Origin of the sequence: Cognataquiflexum aquatile (assembly GCF_003316845.1) — a bacterium.
Taxonomy (GTDB): domain Bacteria; phylum Bacteroidota; class Bacteroidia; order Cytophagales; family Cyclobacteriaceae; genus Cognataquiflexum; species Cognataquiflexum aquatile.
This window is the reverse complement of sequence record NZ_QMIK01000004.1, coordinates 214,500-235,178: the sequence shown is the minus strand read 5'-3', so window position 1 is coordinate 235,178 and position 20,679 is coordinate 214,500. Positions and strand designations below refer to the sequence as shown.

Sequence of the window (20,679 nt, the reverse complement as noted above, 5' to 3'; positions counted from 1 at the left end):
TTTGAAAAGGCAATGCTTTACAATGGGAAAAATCATTCTTGAAAAAAATGCGTACACTTTTGACCAAATCCAACAAGGCAATTGGGAGGAAGCGGATGCTTATTTTAATGAATCACTTCACTTTTGCCAAAGTTGGCTGCACGGGCAGGATTCCTTTTTGCTCCAAACCTCCGGTTCGACCGGAATCCCAAAGACCATTGCTGTAGACAGGAGACAAATGGAGATTTCAGCAACAGCTACCGGAAAATTCTTCGGGATTGCAAAAAATCCCCGCTTGCTATGCTGCCTCAATACCCAAATGATAGCTGGCAAAATGATGTTGGTGAGGGCAATGATGTGGGATGCGAACCTGATATTGACAAAGCCAAAAGAAAATCCTCTCGAAGAAGAATGGGTGGATGGCGCGTTTGACTTTGTGGCCATGGTCCCGATACAGGTGGCTGCATGCCTTTCTCAAAACCCCTCCCTCCAAAAACTGAGAAAAATCAAAACTCTTCTGATCGGCGGAGCACCTTCTCCTATATCACTTCTTGAATTTCTTTCGAAGGAAAAGATTTCTTCTTTCCAGACTTACGGGATGACAGAGACCGTTTCCCATATTGCTTTGGCCAAAATAGCAGGAACTGAGTTGGTTTATGAAACACTTCCCGGGGTAACCATTGGTGTAGATCTGGACAAAAGGCTTTGGATAGAAGCGCCAATGGCAAAAGAAAAAAGGTTGCAGACCAATGACTTGGTAGATATCGTGGATGAGAAGCATTTCTTGTGGATCGGGAGATCAGATTTCACCATCAATTCCGGCGGGTTCAAAATCCAACCGGAAATCTTGGAGTCCCAAATTGCTCCTACTATTGAAGCCTATTATGGAAAGGTAGCGTTTTTTCTTTTCGGACTGGATGACGAGAAGTTGGGTCAAAAATTGGTCTTGGTCATCGGATCCAACCAGACAGATAATGAAAAGGCAGGAAAATTGCTGTATTCCATTTCCGACTTGGTCCACAAATACCAAATCCCAAAAGAAGTCATCTTCGTTAAGGAATTTGTTAAAACCCCTTCCGGCAAAATCAATAAATCAGAAACCATTAAATCCACAAAATGAAACTGCTAATTCTATTTTTGACCATGTCCGCATTATTCCTTGTCAATCAAAATCCGACAACACTTTCCCTTCAGGTCACCCGCGTCAAAAACGACCAGGGATTAGTCAGGGTATTGCTTTTCAAAGGTGAGGCAGGCTTTCCTGATGATGAAGCTAAAGCCTTCAAAAGTGCTTCAGTCAAGATCAAAGATGGAAAGGCAGTGATAGATTTTGGAGCTGTTCCAGAAGGGACTTATGCCCTTTCGGTATTTCATGACAGTCAGAACACAGGCAAATTGAGAACCAATTCATTTGGAATCCCAAGGGATGGATATGGTTTTTCAAACAATTCGATGGGTACTTTTGGTCCGCCTTCATTTGAAAAAGCTGCCTTTAAAGTAACCGCCGGTAAAAATAATGTCAGCATCAAACTGAGATGAAATTACCTTTGCGTCAATAAACCCTTTCAAAATGATCCTGCTTGATTACCCTTATGTATCAGATTTTCTGCTACAGACGATTATTGAAAATAAATTCCCGGTGATCGCCACAAAAGAAGCAAAGCAAATTGGAGGCAACAAAGCCATCAATTGGATGGCTGAGGAAGATGCGGCCCGCATTCTCAAGGATAATCCCCACACTCCTATTTATACCAATTCGGAAAACAGCATCAGTTGGATCCAACAAAATACCCAAGGAACGGATCTTCCCGAAATCATAGACCTTTTCAAAAATAAGTATAAGTTTAGGAACCTTATAAAAACGGCCTATCCTGATTACTTTTTCGAAGCTGTGGCAGCGGAAAATCTGAGGAGTATGGATGTTTCCGGATTCAAATTTCCGTTTATCATCAAACCTGCAGTGGGTTTTTTCAGCATTGCAGTATACAAAGTGGACAGCCCCGAAGCGTGGACAGGCACAGTGGCAAAGATTGAACAAGACATCATCAGAACCCAATCTCTCTACCCCAAGGAGGTCATCGACAATACCGAATTTATCATCGAACAATACATCAGGGGCGAGGAATATGCTTTTGATTGTTATTTTGATGGGGAAGGTAATCCCGTGATTCTAAACATCCTGAACCATGTTTTCACCTCAGAAAACGACGTCAGCGACCGGGTTTATTCAAGTTCTCCCGATATCATCCAAAAACTTCAAAGTCCTATTTTGGACTTTCTCGGTGTTATTGGGTCAAAAGTAAAACTCAGAAATTTCCCTTTGCATATTGAAATTCGGATAGACGACGAGGGAAAATTTTTTCCCATTGAAGTCAATCCAATGAGATTTGGAGGATGGTGCACGACGGGAGACCTGTCATGGTTTGCTTATGGAATCAATTCGTATGAACATTTCTTTTATTCCAAAAAGCCGGATTGGGAATCTATATTCAAAACCAGAAAAGGGAAAAAATACAGTTTAATCCTTTTGGACAATACGACCGGATTTGAGCCTCAAGAAATCGCAGGATTTGATTATGATGCGCTCCTCTCAGATTTTGAAAACCCGCTGCACCTCAGAAAAATCGACTTGGACAGGTTTGGAGTTTTCGGGTTTTTATTTACCGAAACTTCTGAGGAAAATGAATCTGAGTTGACAGAAATTCTCCATTCAGATCTCAAAAAATATATCCAACTCAAATCCGGTTTTGAAAATAAAGCAATATTGATGTGACCATTTTGGTAAAAAGCGGTGGAATCACCTTTGTTAAATGAAGTTTGAAACGAGGTGAAATTGCGATTGAACCTTTCACCATTCCCATGAGGTTCTTACCGAAACACTCAAAATCAAAAGAATCCCTTAATTTTGACTAAGAATATCCTTCATTTGAATCCAAACAGCATGCATCTTAGAACAGAAGACCTGACAAGAATCGAAATTGAATATGATTCAGGCGTAATGCCACCGCCATACAGTCATATATTCAAGTTAAAAATCGGTTTTGGAAAGAATTTTCTAGAAACCCAGTTGGATTTGGTGTATACAGACCGCGAAGAGATTTCTGAGGATGAAATTCTCAATGAGGGTTTTACCATGGATGATGATTATCATTTTCAGGGGGAAATTCCAAAAGTGTGGGAAAAACCGTTGAGGGAACTTTACGCCAAGTCAAAATGGTCCAATAAAAAGCTGGACGAAGAAGGTGGCATCAAACTCCTTGCAAAAGATTCTCACGGTCAGATTGTACGGACGGTACCATTTAACCAAGAAGATTGGCAGTTTTTTTCTCAGGATTATATTCAGGCCATATACGAAATCTCAAAAAAAGAAGCACCTCTCACTCTTCATTATCTGATCAGAGAAAACGAAAAAGTAAACGAAATCAGTTTGACAGTGAAATTTTCGATCAGAAAAATTGAGGCAACTGTGAACGGAAAAACCAAAGAAGCCGATTGGGACCAAACCAAAGAATTGCTTTCCTTCATTTTTTTACCTGACTATGATTATGGAATCGCAACCGAGTCAAAGCCAACCCAAAAAGGTCATTTTATCGAGTGCGGCGATGGGTATTGGCATGATATGCAAAAAGGAGTCTTCAATATTGACGACTCCTTTGATGCAGTAAGTAAAATTAAGCAAGGTTTTCTCAGACTGATTTGAAATCAGGATTGGCATTGATGTAAAAATCCCTCACAAAGGCCAAGAGTTGGTTATCGGTAAGCTTATCACTCGTCTGTACAGATAGCCATTTTCCATCAAAAGATTTGTTTTCGCGCAGGCGATTCCGCATTTGTTCTTTGGCTACACCCGGACCAAACAGAAGAATATCATCAAAAGAATGAAGTTTGGTTTCCATCATTTTGTAATATTCATTGAGTTCCTTTTGGGAAATATTATGCTTTCGGTGTTCATTGTTGGAGGAATGGAGATTTGAGGAGGAGAACCTTGTTTTGTCACTTCCTTCCCCAACTTCCCGCTTCATGCTTTCAAAAGGGGATTCAATTGTCTCGATCAAAACGGTGTTCCCATCATTGAATCCAACAAAATGTGCTTTAGAGTGGTCTATCCACACGCCTACTTGTTTGAATGAATTGCTGTTCATATTATTTGGGTTTTATTGATATAAATGTTCATTGCTCGGTTTTAAATTTATTTTAATTCCCGAAATTAAGTTACTGTTTTCGGGCCAATGTTCCTTTAAATTGAAGCTCTTAATTTTTGATTTTCGTGTGTTTTTTTGATTCTGCAAGTGCAATGTTTTCTATTCCTTTCAAAAGCGCATCAGGATTGAAAGAAATGCTGTCAATACCTTCGTCCACCAAAAAACCGGCAAATTCCGGGTAATCACTCGGCGCCTGCCCACAAAGACCGATTTTGACTTTGGCTTTTTTGGCTGATTGGATTACCATAGATAACATGCTTTTGACGGCCTCATTGTTCTCGTCAAAAATGTCAGAAACTATTTCTGAATCCCGGTCAATCCCAAGAGTCAGTTGGGTAAGGTCGTTTGAACCGATAGAAAATCCATCGAAAATCTCCGCAAACTCTTTGGCAAGGATGACATTACTTGGAATCTCGGCCATGACATAGACTTCCAATCCATTCTTGCCTCTTTCCAATCCAAATTCTCTCATTGTCTCCAAGACTTTTTTTCCTTCCTCCACAGTCCTGCAAAACGGAACCATCAGCTTGACATTGGTGAAACCCATATCTTCCCTGATGACACGCATCGCCTCACATTCCAATCCAAAACCAGCTTTGTACCGCTCATTATAATACCTGGACGCTCCACGGAATCCGATCATGGGATTTTCTTCTTCCGGTTCAAAAACCTTTCCACCTATCAGCTGCGCATATTCATTTGATTTGAAATCACTCATTCTGACGATGACATCTTTTGGATAGAAAGCCGCAGCCACCATCGCAACTGATTCGGATAATTTCTCAATAAAATATTTCTTTTTATCGGGATATTGTTGCGTGATGGCGGCAATGGATTTTTTGTCATTGGAATCATGAAGCTTATCAAAATCGGCCAAAGCCATGGGGTGAATCCTGATTTCATTGCTGATGATAAATTCCATTCTTAGCAATCCAACTCCCTCATTGGGATAAAACGAGAACCGAAAAGCCTTGGAAGGGTCGGCTAAAATAAACATCGGCTTGGTTTTAGTCGGCGGCACTTTCTGAAGGTCAATGATTTTTTCTGACCATTCCAACTTCCCATCATATACCATTCCCTCATCTCCTTCAATGCAGGAAACAGTAATCATTTGCCCATCTTTCAGTTTTTGGGTTGCGTCTCCTGTACCTACCACGGCATGGATTCCAAGTTCCCTTGCCACAATGGATGCATGGCTTGTTCGCCCTCCTTTATTGGTCACGATACAAATTGCCTTTCTAAGCATGGCATTCCAATCCGGATTGGTAATGTCGGCCACGATGACGTCGCCATCCTTTACCTTACCCACATCCTTGACAGAATGGATGATACAAACCGGTCCGCTTGCAATGGACCTTCCTACTGCCTTTCCCTTCGTGATCGGGTCAGCTTTGGAAAGCAACTTGTATTCTTTGGTAGTGATTTTTTGATCCTTTCCATGGATGGTTTCGGGCCGGGCCTGCACAATAAACATCTCTCCTGTCAAACCGTCTTTTGCCCATTCGATATCCATGGGAAGCTTATAATGTTTTTCAATTTGGAAACACCATTCGGCCAATGACTCTACTTCCTCATCGGAAAGAGAAAAAATGATTTGCTCCATCGGGCTGGTTTTGACATTGACGATAGGCCTTTCTGTACCGACAGCATAGACCATCTTGTTTTCTTTTGCCCCTAATCTCCTGGTAAAAAGGGCTTTTTTACCTTTTTCTATAGAAGGTTTAAAAGCATAAAATTCATCGGGATTGACCGCGCCCTGAACAATGTTTTCACCCAATCCCCAAGCTGAGGTGATGTAAATCACATTTGCGAATCCTGACTCCGGGTCAATGGTGAAAGCAACGCCGGCACTGCTGATATCCGATCTGACCATTCGCTGTACACCGGCGGATAAGGCCACCTGCATATGGTCAAATCCATTGTCAATCCTGTATTTGATAGCTCGGTCATTGAAAAGGGATACATAGCAACCATGAATTGCCTCAAGTATTTTTTCTTCACCAGCCACATTCAAAAAACTGCTATGTTGCCCGGCAAAACTCGCCGTCGGCAAATCCTCGGCCGTAGCCGAACTTCGGACGGCAAAAGAAAACCCTTGACCATTGTTCAATTCTTTAAAAGCAGAAAGAACATCTTGCTTCACTGCATCCGGAATCTTTCCTGAAAGCATCAGTTTCCTACAGGCTTTTCCTATCTCGGGTAAATTATCCAAGGATTTGGTATCAAGCTTTTTCAATTCCTTGTTCAAAGAATCGATCAGGTTGTTGTCTTTTAAGAATAGCCTAAAGGCCTCTGCTGTCGTCGCAAAGCCATCCGGAATCCTGATACCAAGCGGACCCAATTCATGGATCATCTCTCCCAATGAGGCATTTTTACCTCCTACTATTGCAATATCTTTGTTTCGGATATCTTTAAAAGGAATGGCATACCTCATGGTCAGGTTGTTTAAGTTGGTGTATTGATGAGGATAATTTACTTTGAATCTCCAAAAAATAATATGACAGAAATCACTTAAGGTTCTGACTTTCATTTTTATTCTAAATGCCTGTTCTTTGCAGACTCAAATCAAAGCTCAAATGACCGAATCCAGTGGCACACGGATCAATAAATACCTCAGCGAAGTGGGGTTTTGCTCCAGAAGGGAAGCAGACAAACTCATTGATGCGGGAAGGGTAACGATCAATGGCAATGTTCCTGAAATGGGAACCAAAATCAATCCCGGAGACCAAATCAGGGTAGATGGGAAGCTGATTTCCGAACCGGAGGAAGAACATGTTTACATTGCATTCAACAAACCAATCGGTATCGTCTGTACGACGGATCTAAAGGCCGAAAAAAACAACATCATCGATTTTATCAACCATCCAAAGCGGATTTTTCCGATTGGTAGGCTTGACAAGGAAAGTGAAGGACTCATCCTGCTTACCAGCGACGGTGATATTGTGAATAAAATCCTGCGGGCTAAAAACAACCATGAAAAGGAATATGTGGTGACGGTGGACAAACCTATCACCAAAACTTTTATCCATAAAATGGCGAATGGGATTCCGATCTTGGACACCATCACCAATAAATGTGAAGTTCGGCAGATCAATACTTACAAATTCAATATTGTTTTGACCCAAGGACTCAACAGGCAGATCAGGAGAATGTGCGATTACCTTGGCTACAAAATCACCAAACTCAAGCGCATCCGCATCATGAACATCATCCTCGATCAGCAAATCGGCAAATGGCGCGACCTGAGCAAAAAAGAAATGGCTGAAGTGAACAGATTAATTGCGGATTCTTCAAAAACCTATGAAGACTAGTACTTTATGTTTGAACCAATTGTATTGGCAGGATTGACCATATTTGATTTAAATAAAACCCCTATCTCAATCGAATAATTTCAGACTTCAAATCCAGGATCATCTGGGAAATATCATCCAGGCTTACCGGCTTGGCTTTGTCTTTTGGATTGGGGAAGTCCGTACTGATAAATGCCTTCGCTTCCCATATTTCGACGACATCTTCCGCTTTGACTTCATAAGGTTTGTAATGTTCATTGTCAGAAACCAAAAATAATTTACCGTTTTCTTCGAGGTAATTGAACACCCTTTTGTAAACCACCCCCTCAGAAGAGGTGACAAGAACGTATGTTTTGCCGCTTTTGATATCTCTCAATTGCTCGATATAAGAACCGATAATCACGGTGCCGGCGACCAAGGGAAGCATGCTGTCTCCGCTGAGTTCAAAGGCCCGGTAAGTCGCACTTCTCGAGAGGGTCGGAATATGAAACTGCGGCAAAGATTCCATGTACTCCGGATCAGCAAAACCATTCAGATATCCGGCAGATGCCTTTTGTCCCACCATCGTGATGTTCTCGCGGTCGCTTTCATCGGCAGCAATTGTCAGGATTTTGATTTCTTTGTTTTTCGATGCCTTTCTTCCAAACTGTTGGATATCGTGGTGGAGCAATTCATCTATACTCACCGCAAACAGTTCCGCAATAATATCCAAGGCTGAAAGCTTTGGTTCGGATCTTCCGTCTTCATAAGCTGAAATCATGGTGCGCTGCACACCAAGCTTTTCGGCGAGGTCAGTTTGGGTCAATCCCTTTTCTGTCCTGAGAAATCTAAGATTCTTGGCGAGTATCATATGAATTCTTTTAAGCTGAATACAAGTAAAAATTGTTATCCTCTTTTTGTTGGTGCATTACCGAGAATGGATTCAAACCCGAGGTTGCCATCCTTCTTCTCTCCAACCGCTCCTGGATTTCGGCGATGATCTCCCCTACCGGCTTGGGTTCGTTGACCAAAAGGTAACCGTATTGGGGCTTCCTCTCATCTTCGATAAAAAACTTCACCTGACAATTTCCCGAAGGAAGTTCTTTTTGAGTTACACTGATTTTGTCGATAGCTTCCATGTCCATAGCGTTTTAACAGGAGCTAATATAAAAATGTTATTTTAAATAACATATATATGTTTATAAAAATTACCTTTATTCGACATATACTGTCGGAGTAATTGGAAGAATGAAAAATCTGGGATTGGAAAATTGAAGGGGGTTTTAATTCCCCATCACAAATTCCCTAAAATTGTCCCTATGGATGACTTTAGTCTCTGCCTGATATGATTCTATAAATGAAGCAGGAAAATTCACTTTTTGTTTCGGATTCCATTTAAATTCAAATCCAAGCACTTTTCCGTCAAATGTTTCTACAAAATCAATCTCCTGTTGAAATTTAGTTCTCCAGAAAAATATATCCCTGTTCACTTTATGGTATTCCAAAAATTTTACCCGTTCACTTATCAGAAAATTTTCCCATAGTGCACCGATATCATTTCTCAGTGAAACAGGTTGGAAATTGTTTATCAAGGCATTTCTAACCCCATTATCATAGAAATATATCTTTTTATTTGTTTTTATTTCATTGCGTAGGTTTCTGCTGAAGGTCCCTAATCTGAAAACCACAAAAGCCTGCTCCAATAATTCTATATAACTGATAACGGTTTTGACATCGATTTTCAAAAGATTACTCAATTCATTGAATGAAACTTCATTTCCAACTTGGTAGGCCAAGGCTTGCAGCAGTCTATGGATAGCATCAGGTTTCTTGATAAGTCCCAAGGAAAAAATATCTTTATATAAGTAGCTTTCTGAAAGTTCCAAAAGCAACTCCTTTTGATCAGGCACGTTTGTCAGGATTTCTGGATACATACCAAATACCAATCTTTCCTCAATACTTTGCTCAGCCCTCAAATATCCTACCTGCTTTTCCCACTCTTCCCAACTAATCGGAAATAAAAAAAATGTCCATTTTCTCCCTGTGAGAGGTTCTTGTGTCAACCCGGAAAGCTCAAAAGATGAGGAGCCACTTACCAATAACTGCACATCTTTAAACCTATCATGAATTAATTTTAGAGTAATCCCAATGTCTTTGATTCTTTGGGCCTCATCTATAAAAACCAAGGAATAACCTCCCAAAATACTCCTTAATTGCTCCGTGTTTGGAGAATTAAGAAGTTCTCGAACGGTCGGGTCATCCCCGTCCAAAAATAAAAAGCTCTCAGATTTCAATAATTCATTGATCAAGGTAGTTTTTCCAACCTGTCTTGGACCAATGACGATTATGACTTTCCCTTTATGAAGCTTTTCTCCAATCCAATGTTTTTGTAACCTTCCAATATCCATTATTCCCAGGATTTTATGCAGTGGACAATCTTTGTTATTCCAAATATAGCAACTTTTATGGAATACGATCCATAAAAGCAGCTACTTTTATGGAATACGATCCACAGAAGTAGCTACTTTTATGGATTTGAAGGAATAAGGCAAAAAAAGCTTCTGCTGTCGGAAGCCCATTTTTCAATTTTGAAATCTTTCAATTTTCCAATCTTTCAATTCTACCTAAACCTCCCCTTCAGCAACGCCAACTTCGCAGCCAAGTCACCTTCTACTTCGGCTTCTTTCTTTTTCTTTTCTTCAGGTTTTTCTTTTGGGGTGAAGCTTCCCTTGGCAGCAAATGGATCCGATTTCATACTCAATGCTATCCGCTTCCTCGCAATGTCCACTTCCATGACAGTGACCTGTACTTTTTGGTTGACGGAGACGACAGCAGCAGAATCAGTCACGAACTTATCTGCCAAATGACTCAAATGCACCAAACCATCCTGATGAACCCCGATATCTACAAAAGCGCCAAACTTGGTGATATTGGTAATGATACCCGGAAGTTTCATACCGACTTTCAGGTCTTTCATTTCGTTGACACCATCCTGAAAATTGAATACCTCAAAACTTTCCCTTGGATCTCTTCCCGGTTTGGAAAGTTCAGCCATGATATCCTGTAAGGTCGGCAAACCAACTGTCTCAGAAATGTAATTCTTCAAAATGATTTTTGACCTGAGTTCCCCTGAGGTCATCAAGTCAGCGACTTTGGCACCGATGTCTTTTGCCATTTTCTCTACCAACTCATAGCGTTCGGGGTGGACGGCTGAAGCATCCAATGGATTTTTGGCGTTTCGGATTCTCAGAAATCCTGCTGCCTGTTCAAATGCCTTTTCGCCCAACCTAGGAACTTTCCGGATTTCACTTCTGCTTTTGAAGGGACCGTTTTCCTCCCTGAAGCTTACAATGTTCTGTGCCAAAACAGGACCAAGACCCGAGACATAAGTCAGCAATTGCTTAGAAGCAGTATTGACCTCCACCCCTACGCCATTGACACAACTCATTACAGTATCATCCAATGAATTCTTCAACGCTCCCTGATCTACATCATGTTGGTATTGGCCGACACCGATTGACTTCGGGTCGATTTTCACCAGTTCTGCCAAAGGATCCATCAGCCTGCGACCGATAGAAACGGCTCCTCGGATAGTAAGATCGTGGTCCGGAAATTCTTCCCTTGCCACATCGGAAGCGGAATAAATGGAAGCGCCGCTTTCATTGACCATGGTGACGATGACATTTTTTGGCAAACCCAATGATTTGACAAAAGCTTCAGTCTCGCGGCTTGCGGTACCGTTTCCGATGGCGATGGCTTCCACTTGGTGCTTTTCCACCAAACGCCTGATTGTCGCACCGGCTTCAGCGGTTCTCTTTTGTGGCTCATTGGGGTAAATCGCATCATAACTCAGCAACTGACTCTGCGGACCCAAGCAGACGGTTTTACAGCCTGTTCTGAATCCAGGATCAAGGGCCAAAACGGATTTTTCTCCCAAAGGTGCTGCCAAGAGCAATTGCCTCAAGTTGTCTGCAAAAACTTTGATCGCCTCCTCATCGGCTTTCTTTTTGGTGAAAAGCCTTACTTCTGTTTCCATCGATGGCTTCAATAATCTTTTGTAGCAATCCTTGATGGCAAATTTCACTTGCTCGACTGAGGAGTTTGCAGCATTTTGAATAATCTCCTTTTCCATCAATGCTATAGCTGAAATTTCATCAGGACAGGTGTCCAACATCAGGAAAAGCTCTTTTTCTCCCCTTCTCATTGCCAAGACCCTATGGGAAGGCGCAGATTTGACTGGCTCGGACCATTCGAAATAATCCTTGTATTTGATTGCTTCCTCTTCCTTGCCGGGAATGACTTTGGATACGAATTGACCCTCTTTAATAAATAAGTCACGCATCTTCTTTCTCAGCTCCACATTTTCATTTACCCATTCGGCAATGATATCTCTTGCTCCCTGAAGTGCTTCTTCGATAGAATTGACCTCCTTTTCTGTATCAATAAAAGAGGAAGCTTCAAACTCAAGGTCTATGGAAAGTTGCTCAAAAATCCTGGATGCCAATGGTTCCAATCCTTTTTCCCTGGCGATTGTGGCTTTGGTTCTTCTTTTGGGTTTGTAAGGCAGATACAAATCCTCCAAAAGCGACATGGTTTCTGCGGTTAGGATTTTTTTCTCCAATTCTGGGGTAAGTTTTCCCTGCTCCTGTATTGATTTTAAAATTGCCTCTTTCCTTTTTTCCAGTTCCCGCAATTGTTGGATCCTGTCACGAATGGCAGCCACTTGCACCTCGTCCAGACTTCCGGTGACTTCTTTTCTATATCGGGAAATAAAAGGAACGGTCGCTCCGTCATCCAACAATTCGACGGTGTCGTTTACCTGTTTGACTTTGATCCCGAGTTCCTCGGCAATTTTGATAGAATGATTTGATGACATGAAGCTTTGATCTAGATAGATAAGCCCGCAAAGTAGCAAGCTTTAAAAAATACTCCTATGGCTATTGGATAAATTATGGTCCCTATCTTTCTAAGTTTTTGATCCTTTGGGAGAATGTTTTTCCATTAGGCAATAAAAAAACCTGCTTGTTGCCAAGCAGGTTTAAATTGTACATCATTAACCCTTTATTGCTGCAAACGGAAAATAATACCGCCCGTAAAACCAAACTGAACGATCGGCGACCAAGTGGATACACCTACAGCTGTACCTCCTCCCGGACTCCACCAAAGACTTCCTCCTGCACTTACCACAGGCATCATTAAGTTTGCCTGCAACCTGATACCAATCCTGTCCGATGCAAAATACTTCATACCGCCTTGAAAACCCCAAGAAAATTTGGTGATATTATTAAATTCACGGTCAGGAAATGCCAAAGTTCCTGTTCCCAATTTCATTCCTGCAAAAAAAGTCATTGCATCAGAAGTGGGAAACAGCCTGTTGGCACCAATCATCGCATAATGAACCTGTGTCCTTACATCCACTCTATTATTTATTAGTGGTGAGGAAGCTGTAGCTCGCGTTGCCATGTAACTGTAAGAAAGCTCAATTTCCACATGTTCATTAAGGGAAAATCCTAGATTACCTCCCCAATTCTGACCATCTCCTAATCTCGCATTTCCTGAAGTGATACGATAAGAAGCAGGAAAAGTGTAACCTGTAATCGGTGTAATTTCCACACCTTGAGCTTTCAATTCCAGAAATGATACGATGACCAAAACTGAGAGTAAGATTAATTTTTTCATGATTTGTGGTTTGTATTTATTTAATCTGATGATCAAATATTAGCATTTTTTTGAATTGAAAATAATTTCTATTGAAAATTTAGTTTCAATATCAAATCTTGGCAATTACGGGGTTAAAGGAAGCGCAGGGTTGAGAATCGTATTTTTGATCCTTTTAAAAATAATTGGTACCTATCGGCAATTTCCAAATGGCCAAAGATATTTAGGTTTGCTTTTATATATTTACAGTGGATTTCCTTAACCGTCAGTCAAATCAAAAGTAAAATCATGCTTAGAAATAAAATTTTGTTTTCCTTGCTTGGAGTCCTGTTTTTAGGAATTGCATTCTTTTATTTTACCGAAAAAGGAAAATCCATCAAAAGACGCGTCAGGTTAGAGCTTGTAGGCATGAACCTGATTGGTCCTAAAAATGAACCCCAAACCGATAAAGAAACTGAATTTGATTATGCGGGTACTTTTTTGGATATGGAAGGAAACAGGGTCAGCCTTGACCAATTCAAAGGAAAAACACTTTTTATCAATATTTGGGCTTCTTGGTGTGGCCCATGCAGGATAGAAATGCCTTACATCCACAGCTTATATGACAAAGTAAAAGACAATCCAGGCATCGAATTTTTGATGGTTGCTACCGATCAGGATTTTGGCAAAAGCAAAACCTTTATCCGGGATAAAGGATATACCTTTCCTGTTTTCCATGCCGATGAGGGATTGAATTCCTCACTCTACACCAAAGCTATCCCGACAACAGTGGTGGTAAGTCCTGAGGGAAAAGTCATCTATTACCTCAATGGAACAAATAATTTTGATACTGACCACTTCAGAAATTTCTTGATATCAAGCTCTGAAACGGCCCGTTAAGAACTCTTCAATATTCCTATCAATCGTTAAAAGAGCTAAACAGGTATAAATATTTAATATTCTACAGTATCTATCCAATCAAATAAATTGATTTTTTAATTCCAAGGAAAAAGGCAAGGAGCCTGTCTTTATTGAAAAAAATAAAGATTAAAACCGAGGTTATTGTTGCAACCTGATAATCAATCCGGCATTCATACTGACAGGAACGATCGGAGACCATCCACTTACATTGGTTCCCGTATTTGGATTCCACCAAAGACTCCCCCCTTCACTTACAATAGGAAGCAACAGGGTACCCTGAAGTCTAAACCCAATCCTTTCAGAAACATAGTAGCGCATTCCTGCCTGAAACCCAAGAGAAAACCTAGTCCGGTCTACATTGGGGCTGTCCTTGAAAAGCAAAGATGCCGCGCCGATTTTCAAACCTCCAAAAAATGTCACTTTTTCTGTTGCAGGAAAAAGCATGTTTACCCCTCCCATCAAAAAATGAAGGTTGGCTTTGGTGACCTCGTCCTCCACCAGATACACAGAACTCGCCCGGGCATCTGTTCCAAAATAATTATAAGAGATTTCAAATTCCATAAATTCATTAGGAGTGTATCCTGCCGAAAGCCCCCAATTAACCCCTCCTTCCAATTTTCCGGTGCCTCCCGTGATGTCAAATTGAGAGGAGAAAGTGTAGCCCGTGGTGGGTGTAATTTCAAAAGTCTGCGCCCCTGCATGTCCTCCAAATAGCAAGGCGGGAATTATCAGGTAAAGTGAAAGGCTCTTTTTCATAATCACTCAGGATAAAGATTTTCAAAAGTTCAAATAGCAGCAATTGCTGTAAGTATAAATTTACCTTTTTATCAAAACTCGATAAGCAATTGGCCTCCTGTTTTTTGAAGAAGAATCTAAGATTACAAAATTCGGGATGGAAAAACAGTATGAATTATCACAGAGAAAGATGGCCGATCCTTTTAATTTTGCGTATTGAATCGAGAAAAAAAATTGAGATGATTGATTGGAAAAAGGAGTTGAAAAGTTGGGGACTGATACTTTCAGTATTTGCATTCCTATATTTTACAGGGTTGATTACACCGATAATGGGAGGACTGCAGTCGCTGCTTTTGGCCACAGGAATCAAAAAACCAAAAATCACTTTGGTAGATAAAGAAAACCAGACTTTTGATTATGCCGGAAGGTTTGTCGATATGGACGGGAATCCCGTCAACTTGGAAGATTACCGGGGCAAAACCGTTTTTATCAACCTTTGGGCAACATGGTGTCCTCCATGCAGGGCCGAAATGCCACATATTGAAGACATGTATGCCAAAGTCAAAGACACCGAAAACCTGGAATTTTTGATGATAGCCCTTGACAAGGAAATGGAAAAAAGCAAGAAATTCATTGATGACAAAGGTTTCACTTTCCCTGTCGTCCATGCGAGCTATGGTCTTAACAATGCCCTCCAAAGTGAGTCTATCCCAACCACTTTGGTAGTGAATCCTAAAGGAGAAATCATTTTTTACCAGGAAGGCATGAGCAACTTCGACACGGAAGAATTCAGGGATTTCTTGACAGGAAAAAATTAATTTCCACGTTTTTTTCCACGAAGACTTCTTGTGGATCAGGGTTAAGTTCAGGATTTTGAATATTCCCGATTCACACGAAGTCTTTGCCTTTTCTGATTTTTTCAATTTTGGTTTTCCAATACTATATTCCAACCATATCTTTAGCGCAAAAAAATTACTTGAAAAAGAAAATCCAACAAAAGACAAATTCAAAAGATAATTACTTTGGGTAAAGTATTTGGCGAAATTAGTGAGGATTGGCTTGAGGGTAAAAGCCCGGTAAGTTGTCATAGGCTGGAACGATTCATTAACTTCATTCCATGATTTATATTATAGGCATTTTTGTAGCGTTTTTTTTGGCGCTACTCATCTTTACCAAAAAAGGGAGAAATCTCGCTGATACTGTTTTGGGGATTTGGATGGTTGTCATCGGTACCCACCTTTTGGGCTATTACAGCTACGCTTCAGGATTGGTCTATGACTACCCTCAATTTTTGTGGCTGAATTTACCTTATCCGTTTTTTCATGGCCCAATGCTGTTTCTATATACGCAGGCATTAACCAATCCTGAAAAACTGAAATCAAAAGCATGGTTATTTCATTTTATTCTTCCGGCTTTTATATTGGTTATCCATATTCCATTTATGCTTTTGCCAACAAAAGAAATTTTTGAAATACTTAAAAATGGAGGAAGAAACACCAACGATTGGCAGTCAGTTATACATTCAATTTTATTGATTTCTTCGGGTTTTTTTTATGTTTTCATTACCCACCGTTTGCTTTCCAAGCATAAAAAACGGATCCTAAATCAGTTTTCTTATCAGGAAAAAATCAGTCTGAACTGGCTGAGGTTGTTGTTTTATGGAATGGGAATTATGTGGTTTTTTATCATATTTATCGGTAATGATACCCTCATATTTTCGGCTGCTACGGTTTTTACAATACTTATTGGCTATTATGGCATCAATCAAGTGGGTATTTTTTCAAATCAAAACACCAAAAATGAATCCCTTGAGTCAATTGCCAAGGAAGAAGAAGATATAAATTCAGAAAGGAAAAAATATGCCAAATCGGGCTTGAATGAAGAAATGGTCAAGGCAATCCATCAAAAGTTAACTTGCTTGATGGAAACTGAGCGGGTGTTTACCCAACCCGAATTGAATCTCAATGATTTGGCCACCCGGTTAAATATTCATTCCAATTCGCTGTCACAGGTGATTAACGAAATCGAGGGGGTTAACTTCTACGATTATATCAACAGGCTTCGAATCGAGGAGTTCAAACGCTTGGTTTCACTACCCGAGAATCAAAAATTTACACTTTTAGGATTGGCTTATGAATGTGGCTTTAACTCCAAATCAGCATTTAACCGCATTTTCAAAAAAGCAACCGGTTCATCTCCGTCGGAATATGTAAAAAGCCTAACAGAAAAAATGTAAGCCAAGGTTTTTATCGGAAGGTGCTAAAAAACAATGAAACAAATCCTGATTTTCATTTTTTCGACTGTCTTTGAATTTGTAAATCAATTGGCCTACACATCCCCTTTGAAAGGCTGTTTTCAAAAGCAAATACCGCAAAATCATAAGAAAACTTCTTCCCACCTTACAAGCAAAGACGCTTTTGGTTTTTGATTGACTGAATTTCGGGCATTAAGCAAAAAAAATCAATCAATTATGAAACGCTATTTCTTAAAATCAATGTGGGTTATCGTTGTCATTTTAGCAATTTTGATAGGATATATACCTGTTGACTATTTGCTAAACGGAGTAAATACTGGCTATTTAGAACTGAAAAGTCAAGCTCTTTTAAACAGTAAAACATGGTACTTTTTTCTTTACATGCACATCATTTCAGGCGGCATCACCATATTGATTGGTTGGGTTCAATTTAATCAAACCATGCAGAAAAAATGGACGAATCTGCATCGGACCATTGGTAAAATCTATCTTATTTCAGCATTATTCTGCTCCCTATCCGGAATATATGTCGGGTTTTTCGCCACAGGTGGGTGGGTTGCAGCTGCGGGATTTATTACAGTAGCTTGTATCTATTTTTATACATCAATCCAAGGATTTTTTCACATCAAAAAAGGACAAATCCTATCACATCAAAACTTCATGACGTATAGCTATGCCGTTTGCCTTTCGGCAGTTACCCTAAGATTGGCTACACCAACAGCCTATGTGCTGGGTCTGGATTACATTTCATCTTATCAAATAATAGCTTGGGCAGCTTGGATTCCAAATTTGGCAATAGCCTATTGGATAAATAAAAACAGAGAAGTCAATTCTCAAATATTGAAAACCTCCAAATTGACATAAAGCATCTCAAAATTCATCTGCACCACAGGAGCGCACAATCCCAACCCTTCACAGTCTCATGAGGAGCTTTTTCTTATTTGAAAAAGTGACAATGAGGCTGTTTTTGGTAGTTATTCCGATTTGAATTTAAAAGGAATGATTTTCCCAAATAACCCTTTCTGCCTGTTGAGTATCTTTTTGAGCTTGAAAAAAACGAGCTTATTTAAACCTCAAAAAAGGAGAAAGGTTTGAATTGGAATATTGATAAATTGCTATCTTGAAGGTCTGAGAAGTCATTTCTTTTCGACTGAAAAAATGACTCATTCACTTTGCCCAAAATATCCCTATGCTTGACACCATCATCATTGGCGGAGGGTTCTCCGGGATTGCCGCCGCACGCATCCTTCACAAAACGAACAAATCCTTTATCGTACTTGAGGCAAGGGAACGTCTAGGAGGAAGGGTTTACACCAAAAGATTTGAGAATGGACAATACCTGGATTTTGGCGGACAATGGATTGGCCCTACCCAAGACAGGATGTATGCACTCTGCAAAGAATACGGAGTGGACTATTATGAGACTTACAACGAAGGCTACAATATCCTTGACTTTGATCAAAAGGTAAAAAAGTACAGAGGTTTGATCCCAAAAATCGACATCATCTCTCTGCTCAACCTCGATTGGTTATTGCGTAAAATGGAAAGGATGGCCAAAGGAATCCCTGCTTCCAAACCTTGGTCGCATCCCAAATCGGAAGCTTACGACAAAATCCTACTTTCAGATTTTATAAAAAACAACAGCTTCACCAAGGCAAGCCATAAAGTAATCACCTACGGTCTGGAGACTGTTTTTGCCTGCGAGCTCAACACCATTTCTTTACTTCATGCATTGTTTTATATCAAGTCAGGCCATAATTTAAATAGCCTTATCAGTATCAAAGATGGTGCTCAGCAACATCGGATCGTTGGAGGCATGCAGACGCTTGTCGACAAAATAGCGGCTGAATTCCTCTCGAAGATCCGTTATAATCACCCTGTTCGGTCCATTATACAAGATCAAAAAAGTGTGAAGGTTTCGGGCGATGGTTTTGAATTTGAAGCAAAAAATGTAATCATTGCTATTCCACCACCACTTGCTGCCGAGATCAAATTTTCACCTGAGTTAGGTTCTCAAAAGTCTCAGATAATCAATCGGATAAGCATGGGTAAAGTAGGTAAATGTTTCATGGTCTATGAGAAGCCGTTTTGGCGGGATAAAAACTTCAGTGGACAAGCTTTGGCCGATGAGCATTCTCCATTTCAGACTTTTTTTGATTCTTCTCCCAAAAACGGCGAATACGGAGTAATCCTTGGTTTCACGATTGCTGACAGAGCAGAGAATTTTTTCAAAAAATCACTTGAACAACGAAAACAGACCATGCTGAAGAAGTTGGTGGACTATTTTGGGGACGAAGCCAAAAACCCTACCGCTTACCATGATTTTACCATGACGGATGAAACCTGGAGCCGTGGCTGTTATGCGGGACTTTATCCCGTCGGTGGTTGGACCGAATTCCAAGATGCCTACTCCAAACCTGAAGGCAGAATATTTTGGGCAGGGACGGAGGCATCAGATGTCTGGTTTGGCTATATAGAAGGGGCTGTACGAGCAGGAGAAAAAGCCGCACATATGACAATCGGAAATCTATCATGAAAAAAATATTGCTCGTTATATCTGTATTTGTCCTGATTTGGGCCATTTGGGCAAACACCGGGTTCCATCCTGAGCTGCCGGCCATTGCACCTGAAATCAGCGTTACTGAAAATATTTCCCCCATACCTTCTGACAGTATTCGGGGAAATGTGGTTGGAATCCAACCCTACATGCTGGAAACAGATTATCTGACTCAGCAACAGTTTCAAGCCAAACTGGAATCCTATTTCCATAATGCCAAGGAAAGTGGGTTTTTCAAAGAAAATACAATCGTCTTGCTGCCGGAATATCTAGGAACTTGGCTCGTAATCCTGGATGAAAAGAAATCCGTGGCCAATTCGGGAAACCTCACCTTGGCCATGGCCCAACTGATTTTGAGCCATCCATTCGATTTTATCAGCTATTTTTCAAAATCAGACAAAGAATCCGACAAACTTGCCGCCACCCTTTTCAGAATGAAATCAGAAAAAATGGCCAAGACTTATGCAGAGGTTTTCAGCCGACTTTCATCTCAATACCAAGTGTATATCTCGGCGGGTTCTATTTTGCTACCAGGACCGGAAGTCATAGATGGCATCTTGACAGTCGACGCAGCACAAGGAATCTACAACACCTCTTTTTTGTTTGACCCAAATGGCAATATCCACCCCCAAAGTATCCGAAAGGCATTTACCATAGATTCAGAAAAGCCTTTTGTAACCCAAAGCCCAAGTCAACAAATCCCCAAATTTGAATTGCCTTTTGGAAGTGTCGGGGTTTTGGTCTGTGCAGACTCATGGTATCCGGAATCCTATCAAGCGATAGAGGGTGTGGACCTAGTTTTGGTCAACTCCTATTGTGCGGTGGACGGCGCAATGGATGTCCCATGGGCAGGCTACAATGGAGCTCCCATGCCTAGTGATGTAGACCCCAATGACATCGGGAAACTGACAGAAAAGGAAGCATGGATGAAATATGCACTTCCGGGGAGAATCGGGAGCTCGGGTGCCAAAACAGGCGCAAATGTATTTTTACGAGGTCAATTGTGGGATTTGGGTACAGATGGCCAACCGTTTTTCATCAGAGACGGAAAATTATTGGAAACCAAAAAAGCTGAAAAAGGAGGAATCTGGAACATGGATTTTTGACCTTATCATATCTTAAATT

The 20,679-nt window shown here is 40.6% G+C and carries 19 protein-coding genes; 11 read left to right on the top strand and 8 right to left on the bottom strand.

Annotated elements, in window-relative coordinates:
* Positions 1-22: 22 nt before the first annotated feature.
* The 4 genes from DQW11_RS12510 to DQW11_RS12495 all read left to right on the top strand — a co-directional run bounded on the left by DQW11_RS12510 (position 23) and on the right by DQW11_RS12495 (position 3,679).
* Entirely contained in the window at positions 23-1,099 is a 1,077-nt protein-coding gene (locus tag DQW11_RS12510; protein WP_113924416.1) for an AMP-binding protein, read from the top strand.
* Positions 1,096-1,518 carry a DUF2141 domain-containing protein gene (locus tag DQW11_RS12505; protein ID WP_113924415.1) on the top strand — a complete coding sequence of 141 codons (423 nt, stop codon included), beginning with the start codon at positions 1,096-1,098 and terminating at the stop codon, positions 1,516-1,518. Before DQW11_RS12510 ends, DQW11_RS12505 begins: the two co-directional genes overlap by 4 nt.
* 31 nt (positions 1,519-1,549) lie before the next feature.
* Positions 1,550-2,752, top strand: coding sequence for an ATP-grasp domain-containing protein (locus DQW11_RS12500; protein ID WP_113924414.1), 1,203 nt, complete (start codon positions 1,550-1,552; stop codon positions 2,750-2,752).
* A gap of 168 nt (positions 2,753-2,920) precedes the next feature.
* Complete coding sequence (locus DQW11_RS12495) at positions 2,921-3,679, top strand: hypothetical protein (RefSeq protein WP_113924413.1); 759 nt, start codon at positions 2,921-2,923, stop codon at positions 3,677-3,679.
* Here the strand turns inward: DQW11_RS12495 and DQW11_RS12490 are convergent.
* On the bottom strand, positions 3,666-4,121 hold the full coding sequence (locus DQW11_RS12490; protein ID WP_113924412.1) for a hypothetical protein: 456 nt from the start codon (positions 4,119-4,121) through the stop codon (positions 3,666-3,668). The two genes, DQW11_RS12495 and DQW11_RS12490, sit on opposite strands and share 14 nt — an antisense overlap.
* 109 nt (positions 4,122-4,230) lie before the next feature.
* Positions 4,231-6,711 (bottom strand): phosphoenolpyruvate synthase, encoded by a 2,481-nt coding sequence (gene ppsA, locus DQW11_RS12485; RefSeq protein WP_449396618.1) that lies wholly within the window; start codon positions 6,709-6,711, stop codon positions 4,231-4,233.
* A 46-nt stretch (positions 6,712-6,757) separates the two neighbouring features.
* Here ppsA and rluF point away from each other — a divergent pair, with 46 nt between their 5' ends.
* Positions 6,758-7,492: a 23S rRNA pseudouridine(2604) synthase RluF gene (rluF, locus tag DQW11_RS12480; RefSeq protein ID WP_113924411.1), complete on the top strand. Its 735-nt coding sequence runs from the start codon at positions 6,758-6,760 to the stop codon at positions 7,490-7,492.
* 61 nt (positions 7,493-7,553) lie between these two features.
* Here the strand turns inward: rluF and DQW11_RS12475 are convergent, their stop codons facing one another.
* From DQW11_RS12475 to DQW11_RS12455, 5 genes are all read right to left on the bottom strand, one after another.
* Positions 7,554-8,321, bottom strand: a complete 768-nt coding sequence (locus tag DQW11_RS12475) for an XRE family transcriptional regulator (protein ID WP_113924410.1) — start codon at positions 8,319-8,321, stop codon at positions 7,554-7,556.
* 10 nt (positions 8,322-8,331) lie between these two features.
* Entirely contained in the window at positions 8,332-8,589 is a 258-nt protein-coding gene (locus tag DQW11_RS12470) for a hypothetical protein (RefSeq protein WP_113924905.1), read from the bottom strand.
* 144 nt (positions 8,590-8,733) lie between these two features.
* Positions 8,734-9,858 carry an ATP-binding protein gene (locus DQW11_RS12465; RefSeq protein ID WP_113924409.1) on the bottom strand — a complete coding sequence of 375 codons (1,125 nt, stop codon included), beginning with the start codon at positions 9,856-9,858 and terminating at the stop codon, positions 8,734-8,736.
* Positions 9,859-10,070: 212 nt separating this feature from the next.
* Entirely contained in the window at positions 10,071-12,326 is a 2,256-nt protein-coding gene (locus tag DQW11_RS12460; protein ID WP_113924408.1) for a Tex family protein, read from the bottom strand.
* Positions 12,327-12,511: 185 nt separating this feature from the next.
* Positions 12,512-13,129: an outer membrane beta-barrel protein gene (locus DQW11_RS12455; RefSeq protein ID WP_113924407.1), complete on the bottom strand. Its 618-nt coding sequence runs from the start codon at positions 13,127-13,129 to the stop codon at positions 12,512-12,514.
* Positions 13,130-13,396: 267 nt separating this feature from the next.
* Between DQW11_RS12455 and DQW11_RS12445 the strand changes: the two genes are divergently transcribed.
* Complete coding sequence (locus tag DQW11_RS12445) at positions 13,397-13,987, top strand: TlpA family protein disulfide reductase (RefSeq protein WP_113924405.1); 591 nt, start codon at positions 13,397-13,399, stop codon at positions 13,985-13,987.
* 159 nt (positions 13,988-14,146) lie between these two features.
* Here DQW11_RS12445 and DQW11_RS12440 read toward each other — a convergent pair whose 3' ends face one another.
* Positions 14,147-14,764 carry an outer membrane beta-barrel protein gene (locus DQW11_RS12440; RefSeq protein WP_113924404.1) on the bottom strand — a complete coding sequence of 206 codons (618 nt, stop codon included), beginning with the start codon at positions 14,762-14,764 and terminating at the stop codon, positions 14,147-14,149.
* Between the two features lie 218 nt (positions 14,765-14,982).
* Here DQW11_RS12440 and DQW11_RS12435 point away from each other — a divergent pair, with 218 nt between their 5' ends.
* The 5 genes from DQW11_RS12435 to DQW11_RS12415 all read left to right on the top strand — a co-directional run bounded on the left by DQW11_RS12435 (position 14,983) and on the right by DQW11_RS12415 (position 20,660).
* On the top strand, positions 14,983-15,561 hold the full coding sequence (locus DQW11_RS12435) for a TlpA family protein disulfide reductase (protein WP_113924904.1): 579 nt from the start codon (positions 14,983-14,985) through the stop codon (positions 15,559-15,561).
* A 299-nt stretch (positions 15,562-15,860) separates the two neighbouring features.
* A complete protein-coding gene (locus tag DQW11_RS12430) occupies positions 15,861-16,979 on the top strand; it encodes a helix-turn-helix domain-containing protein (RefSeq protein WP_113924403.1) in 1,119 nt (372 codons plus the stop codon).
* A 234-nt stretch (positions 16,980-17,213) separates the two neighbouring features.
* Positions 17,214-17,861 carry a DUF2306 domain-containing protein gene (locus tag DQW11_RS12425; protein ID WP_157966108.1) on the top strand — a complete coding sequence of 216 codons (648 nt, stop codon included), beginning with the start codon at positions 17,214-17,216 and terminating at the stop codon, positions 17,859-17,861.
* A 325-nt stretch (positions 17,862-18,186) separates the two neighbouring features.
* Positions 18,187-19,533 carry a flavin monoamine oxidase family protein gene (locus DQW11_RS12420; RefSeq protein ID WP_113924401.1) on the top strand — a complete coding sequence of 449 codons (1,347 nt, stop codon included), beginning with the start codon at positions 18,187-18,189 and terminating at the stop codon, positions 19,531-19,533.
* Positions 19,530-20,660 (top strand): nitrilase-related carbon-nitrogen hydrolase, encoded by a 1,131-nt coding sequence (locus DQW11_RS12415; protein ID WP_113924400.1) that lies wholly within the window; start codon positions 19,530-19,532, stop codon positions 20,658-20,660. The genes DQW11_RS12420 and DQW11_RS12415 overlap by 4 nt, the downstream gene beginning before the upstream one ends.
* Positions 20,661-20,679: the final 19 nt, after the last annotated feature.

Bases quoted from the DNA above. Each gene is read 5' to 3' on its own strand.
- DQW11_RS12510 (WP_113924416.1), top strand. From the start codon at position 23: ATGGGAAAAATCATTCTTGAAAAAAATGCGTACACTTTTGACCAAATC.
- DQW11_RS12505 (WP_113924415.1), top strand. From the start codon at position 1,096: ATGAAACTGCTAATTCTATTTTTGACCATGTCCGCATTATTCCTTGTC.
- DQW11_RS12500 (WP_113924414.1), top strand. From the start codon at position 1,550: ATGATCCTGCTTGATTACCCTTATGTATCAGATTTTCTGCTACAGACG.
- DQW11_RS12495 (WP_113924413.1), top strand. From the start codon at position 2,921: ATGCATCTTAGAACAGAAGACCTGACAAGAATCGAAATTGAATATGAT.
- DQW11_RS12490 (WP_113924412.1), bottom strand. From the start codon at position 4,121: ATGAACAGCAATTCATTCAAACAAGTAGGCGTGTGGATAGACCACTCT.
- ppsA (WP_449396618.1), bottom strand. From the start codon at position 6,711: ATGAAAGTCAGAACCTTAAGTGATTTCTGTCATATTATTTTTTGGAGA.
- rluF (WP_113924411.1), top strand. From the start codon at position 6,758: ATGACCGAATCCAGTGGCACACGGATCAATAAATACCTCAGCGAAGTG.
- DQW11_RS12475 (WP_113924410.1), bottom strand. From the start codon at position 8,321: ATGATACTCGCCAAGAATCTTAGATTTCTCAGGACAGAAAAGGGATTG.
- DQW11_RS12470 (WP_113924905.1), bottom strand. From the start codon at position 8,589: ATGGAAGCTATCGACAAAATCAGTGTAACTCAAAAAGAACTTCCTTCG.
- DQW11_RS12465 (WP_113924409.1), bottom strand. From the start codon at position 9,858: ATGGATATTGGAAGGTTACAAAAACATTGGATTGGAGAAAAGCTTCAT.
- DQW11_RS12460 (WP_113924408.1), bottom strand. From the start codon at position 12,326: ATGTCATCAAATCATTCTATCAAAATTGCCGAGGAACTCGGGATCAAA.
- DQW11_RS12455 (WP_113924407.1), bottom strand. From the start codon at position 13,129: ATGAAAAAATTAATCTTACTCTCAGTTTTGGTCATCGTATCATTTCTG.
- DQW11_RS12445 (WP_113924405.1), top strand. From the start codon at position 13,397: ATGCTTAGAAATAAAATTTTGTTTTCCTTGCTTGGAGTCCTGTTTTTA.
- DQW11_RS12440 (WP_113924404.1), bottom strand. From the start codon at position 14,764: ATGAAAAAGAGCCTTTCACTTTACCTGATAATTCCCGCCTTGCTATTT.
- DQW11_RS12435 (WP_113924904.1), top strand. From the start codon at position 14,983: ATGATTGATTGGAAAAAGGAGTTGAAAAGTTGGGGACTGATACTTTCA.
- DQW11_RS12430 (WP_113924403.1), top strand. From the start codon at position 15,861: ATGATTTATATTATAGGCATTTTTGTAGCGTTTTTTTTGGCGCTACTC.
- DQW11_RS12425 (WP_157966108.1), top strand. From the start codon at position 17,214: ATGAAACGCTATTTCTTAAAATCAATGTGGGTTATCGTTGTCATTTTA.
- DQW11_RS12420 (WP_113924401.1), top strand. From the start codon at position 18,187: ATGCTTGACACCATCATCATTGGCGGAGGGTTCTCCGGGATTGCCGCC.
- DQW11_RS12415 (WP_113924400.1), top strand. From the start codon at position 19,530: ATGAAAAAAATATTGCTCGTTATATCTGTATTTGTCCTGATTTGGGCC.